Source organism: Kineococcus glutinatus (genome assembly GCF_039542765.1).
Classification (GTDB): Bacteria; Actinomycetota; Actinomycetes; order Actinomycetales; family Kineococcaceae; genus Kineococcus_A; species Kineococcus_A glutinatus.
The window spans coordinates 1-4,149 of the sequence record NZ_BAABIL010000356.1 but is presented as its reverse complement, the minus strand read 5'-3'; the positions used below and the strand labels follow the sequence as shown (position 1 = coordinate 4,149).

The following is a 4,149-nucleotide window of genomic DNA, read 5'->3' as shown; positions in this document are numbered from 1 at the left end:
CCCCGCGACCCGGGAGTGGTGGCGGCTGACGGACCCCTGCCAGCAGCCCGTCCCGACGGCTGGTCCGCGCCCCCGCCCCGCGGCGTGCCCGAGCTGCGCAGCTGGTTCGCCCAGCAGCTCGGCGCCGAGCGCGACGACGTGCTCATCACCCCCGGCGGCCAGGGCGCGCTGTCCAGCGTGCTGCGCGCCCTGGCACCGGCCGGCAGCCCCGTCCTCGTCGCCGTCCCCTGCTACCCCGGCGCCATCGCCCTGCTGCGCAGCGCCGGTCTCGTGCCCGTCCCCGTCCCGACCGACGCCGACGGGGTGCGCCCGGAACTGCTGGAACGGGCCTTCGCCACCACCGGCGCCCGCGCCCTCTACGTCCAGCCCACCTACGCCAACCCCGACGGGCAGGTGCTGGCCCCCGAACGCCGCCGCCCGCTGCTGGAGTGCGCCGCCGCGGCCGGGGCGTTCGTCGTGGAGGACGACTACGCGCGCTGGCTCGGGCACGGCGCGAGCGCGCCGCCGTCCCTGCTGCGCGACGACACCGAGGGCCGCGTCATCACGGTGAACTCCCTCACCAAGGTCGCCGCCTCCAGCCTGCGGATCGGCTGCGTCGTGGCCCGCGGCCCCGTCCTGCAGCGCATCGCCGGGCTGCGGATGGTCGACGACCTCTTCGTCGCCCGCCCCCTGCAGGAGACCGCGGTGGAGTTCGTCACCGGCTCCGGCTGGTCGGCGCACCTGCGCACCCTGTCCACCGCCCTGCGCGAGCGGACCGCGGCGCTGCGCACCGCCCTGGCCCGGCACCTGCCGCAGTGCTCCTACCTGCCCCCCAAGGGCGGGTTCTCGCTGTGGCTGCAGCTGCCGCGCGGCAGCGACGGCGACGAGGTCACCGCCCGCGCGCTCGCCGAGGGCGTCACCGTGGGCTCCGGGCGCCACCACGCCACCGCCGAGGACGACACCGCGCACCTGCGCCTGGTGGTGTCGGCCATCGAGGCGCACCACGTCGACGAGGCCGTGCAGCGCCTGGCCCGGGCGGTGGGCTGAGGGCCGCACGCGCGAGGAGGGGGCACCCGGCCCGGACGCCCCCTCCTCAGCGGGTGCTCACTCCCACTCGATGGTGCCCGGCGGCTTGCTCGTCACGTCCAGCACCACCCGGTTGACCTCCGCCACCTCGTTCGTGATCCGGGTGGAGATCCGCGCCAGCACGTCGTAGGGCAGCCGCGTCCAGTCCGCCGTCATCGCGTCCTCGCTGCTCACCGGCCGCAGCACCACGGGGTGGCCGTAGGTGCGCCCGTCGCCCTGCACGCCCACGGAGCGCACGTCGGCCAGCAGCACCACCGGGCACTGCCAGATCTCGCGGTCCAGCCCCGCGGCGGTCAGCTCCGCCCGGGCGATGGCGTCCGCGGTGCGCAGCGTGTCCAGCCGCTCGGCGGTCACCTCGCCCACGATGCGGATCGCCAGGCCCGGGCCGGGGAACGGCTGGCGCCACACCATGTCCTCCGGCAGGCCCAGCTCGGTGCCGACGGCCCGCACCTCGTCCTTGAAGAGGGTGCGCAGCGGCTCCACCAGCTCGAAGGCCAGGTCGTCGGGCAGGCCCCCGACGTTGTGGTGGCTCTTGATCGTCGCGGCACCGGTGCCCCCGCCGGACTCCACCACGTCCGGGTAGAGGGTGCCCTGCACCAGGAAGCGCACCTCGCCGCCGTGCTCGCCGGCGTCGGCGATGATCTCCCGCGCGGCCCGCTCGAAGGCCCGGATGAACTCCCGCCCGATGGTCTTGCGCTTGGTCTCGGGGTCGCTGACGCCGGCCAGCGCCGCGAGGAACGTCTCGCGGGCGTCGACGACGTGCAGCTTCACCCCGGTGACGGCGACGAAGTCCTGCTCGACCTGCTCGGCCTCCCCCGCGCGCAGCAGGCCGTGGTCGACGAACACGCAGGTCAGCTGCTCGCCCACCGCGCGCTGCACCAGCGCCGCCGCCACCGCGGAGTCCACCCCGCCGGACAGGCCGCAGATGACGCGGCCGTCGCCGACCTGCTGCCGGATGCGGGCGACCTGCTCCTCGATGACGTTGCCCGTCGTCCAGTCCGGGTCGATGCCCGCGCCGCGGTGCAGGAAGTTGCGCAGCACCTCCTGGCCGAACGTGGAGTGCTTCACCTCCGGGTGCCACTGCACCCCGTAGAGGCGGCGGCCGTCGTCCTCGAAGGCCGCCACGGGCGCGCCCTGGGAGTCGGCCACCACCCGGAAGCCCTCCGGGGCGCGGGTCACCGCGTCGCCGTGCGACATCCACACCGACTGCTCGGCCGGCTGACCGCGCAGCAGCGTGGAGCCCTCCGCGTCCACGACCCGCGCGCCCGTGCCGCCGTACTCGCGCAACCCCGTGCGGGCGACCTCGCCGCCGAGGGCCTGCGCCATCGCCTGGAAGCCGTAGCAGATGCCCAGCACCGGCACCCCGGCGTCGAACAGGGCGGGGTCCACCTGCGGGGCGCCCTCGGCGTACACGCTGGAGGGGCCGCCGGAGAGGATCACCGCGGCCGGCTCCTTCGCCAGCATCTCGGCCACCGGCGTCGTGGAGGGCACGATCTCGCTGAACACGTCGGCCTCGCGCACCCGCCGCGCGATGAGCTGGGCGTACTGGGCGCCGTAGTCGACGACGAGGACCGGCCGGTGGGTGCGCTCGGCGGCCCGCTCCGGGGTCTCGGCCGGCTCGGTGACCGCCGCCCCGCCACCGGCGACCGGCTCGGTGGCGGCGATGCCGGTGTCGTCCGGGCTGGCGCCGGGGGGCGGGTCGAAGTGGGTCGGGTCCGGCGTGCTGCCCGCGTGCTGCGTCACCGCGCCAGGGTATCGGCGCGCGGGCGCGCTCCCGGACGCGCGCAGGGGCGGGGACGTCCCGCACCGCGACGCCGGCGCGTCGCGGGCAGGACGTCCCCGCCCCGGGGGTGCGGGCGCGTCAGGCGGCCTCCTCCGCGGCCCCCCGCTCCGCCACGAAGGCGTCGCGCGCCAGGTCGGCGACGTCCGGGGCGTCGCTGAAGAGCCCGTCCACGCCGGCGTCGAACACCGCGCGGGCGTGCTCCACGGCCAGCCCCCACGCGGCCGGGTCGTCCCCGGTGCGCAGGTCCGCCGGCAGGAACTCGTTCTCCGGGCGGTGCGTGTAGGGCACGACCTCCAGCCCGGCGGCGTGGGCGTCGGCCACCAGGGACGTCGGGGCGCCCAGCGAGCCGTCGCCGGTGGGCTCGAAGACCTGCTGCAGCGAGGGGCCGACCACGTCGACGTAGCGGGACAGGTCGCGCAGGCTGGAGGGGATGACGAGGTCGGCGTAGGTGCGCCCGTCCCCGGCGGCGACGAGGTCGTAGGGCGCGCCCTCGTGGTAGGTGAGGAACACCAGCGGCGCCCGCAGCCGGTGCTCGGTGCGCAGCTCGACCAGGTTCGTCAGCTCGAAGGACTGCACGGCCACGGGCGCGCCGGCGTCGTCGAGGTCGTGCTCGCGCAGCAGGCGCGCGACCTCGGCCTCCATGGGCAGGCCGATGGTGGTGAAGTACGTGGAGTGCTTGATCTCCGGGATGACGCCGATCTCGCGGCCGAGCTCCTCGCTGAGCCGCTCGCGCAGCGTGAGCACCTCCTCGAACGTCGGCACCTTGTAGAGGCCGTCCCACAGGGCGTTGCGCGGGCGCAGCGCGGGCAGGCGCTCCTCGGCGCGCAGCGTCCGGAGCTCGGCGAGGGTGAAGTCCTCGGTGAACCAGCCGGTGAGCTCCACGCCGTCGACGACCTTGGTGGCCCGCCGGGCGGCGAACTCCGGGTGCTCCTCCACGTCCGTGGTGCCGGAGATCTCGTTCTCGTGGCGCACCACGAGGACGCCGTCCTTGGTGGAGACGAGGTCCGGCTCGATCCAGTCCGCCCCCAGCCCCGCGCCGAGCACGTAGGCGGCGAGGGTGTGCTCGGGCCGGTAGGCGGAGGCGCCGCGGTGGGCGACGACGAAGGGTTCGGCGGCCTGCTCGACGGCGGCCTTGGGCACCAGGCGCAGCGGCTCGGTGGCGGTGGGGGCGGCGGGGTCCGGTGTGCCGGTGGCCACGGCGGCGGGCGCGACGACCGCGGTGGCGGCGACGGCGGCCGCCAGCGCGGCGAGGAGGCGGCCCGGGCGACCGCTCGGGGGCCGCACGGGGCTGGAGGTGCTGG

3 protein-coding genes are annotated in these 4,149 nt (G+C 76.3%); 1 reads left to right on the top strand and 2 read right to left on the bottom strand.

Features of this window, described 5'->3' with window-relative positions:
* Nucleotides 1-1,026 (top strand): aminotransferase-like domain-containing protein (locus ABEB16_RS13475; RefSeq protein WP_345712757.1); only part of this gene is annotated, 1,026 nt, incomplete at its 5' end.
* A 57-nt stretch (nt 1,027-1,083) separates the two neighbouring features.
* On the opposite strand, the gene guaA is transcribed toward ABEB16_RS13475, so the two are convergent.
* Nucleotides 1,084-2,730: a glutamine-hydrolyzing GMP synthase gene (gene guaA / locus ABEB16_RS13470; protein WP_425560195.1), complete on the bottom strand. Its 1,647-nt coding sequence runs from the start codon at nt 2,728-2,730 to the stop codon at nt 1,084-1,086.
* 196 nt (nt 2,731-2,926) lie between these two features.
* Nucleotides 2,927-4,132 carry a glycerophosphodiester phosphodiesterase family protein gene (locus tag ABEB16_RS13465; protein ID WP_425560194.1) on the bottom strand — a complete coding sequence of 402 codons (1,206 nt, stop codon included), beginning with the start codon at nt 4,130-4,132 and terminating at the stop codon, nt 2,927-2,929.
* Nucleotides 4,133-4,149: the final 17 nt, after the last annotated feature.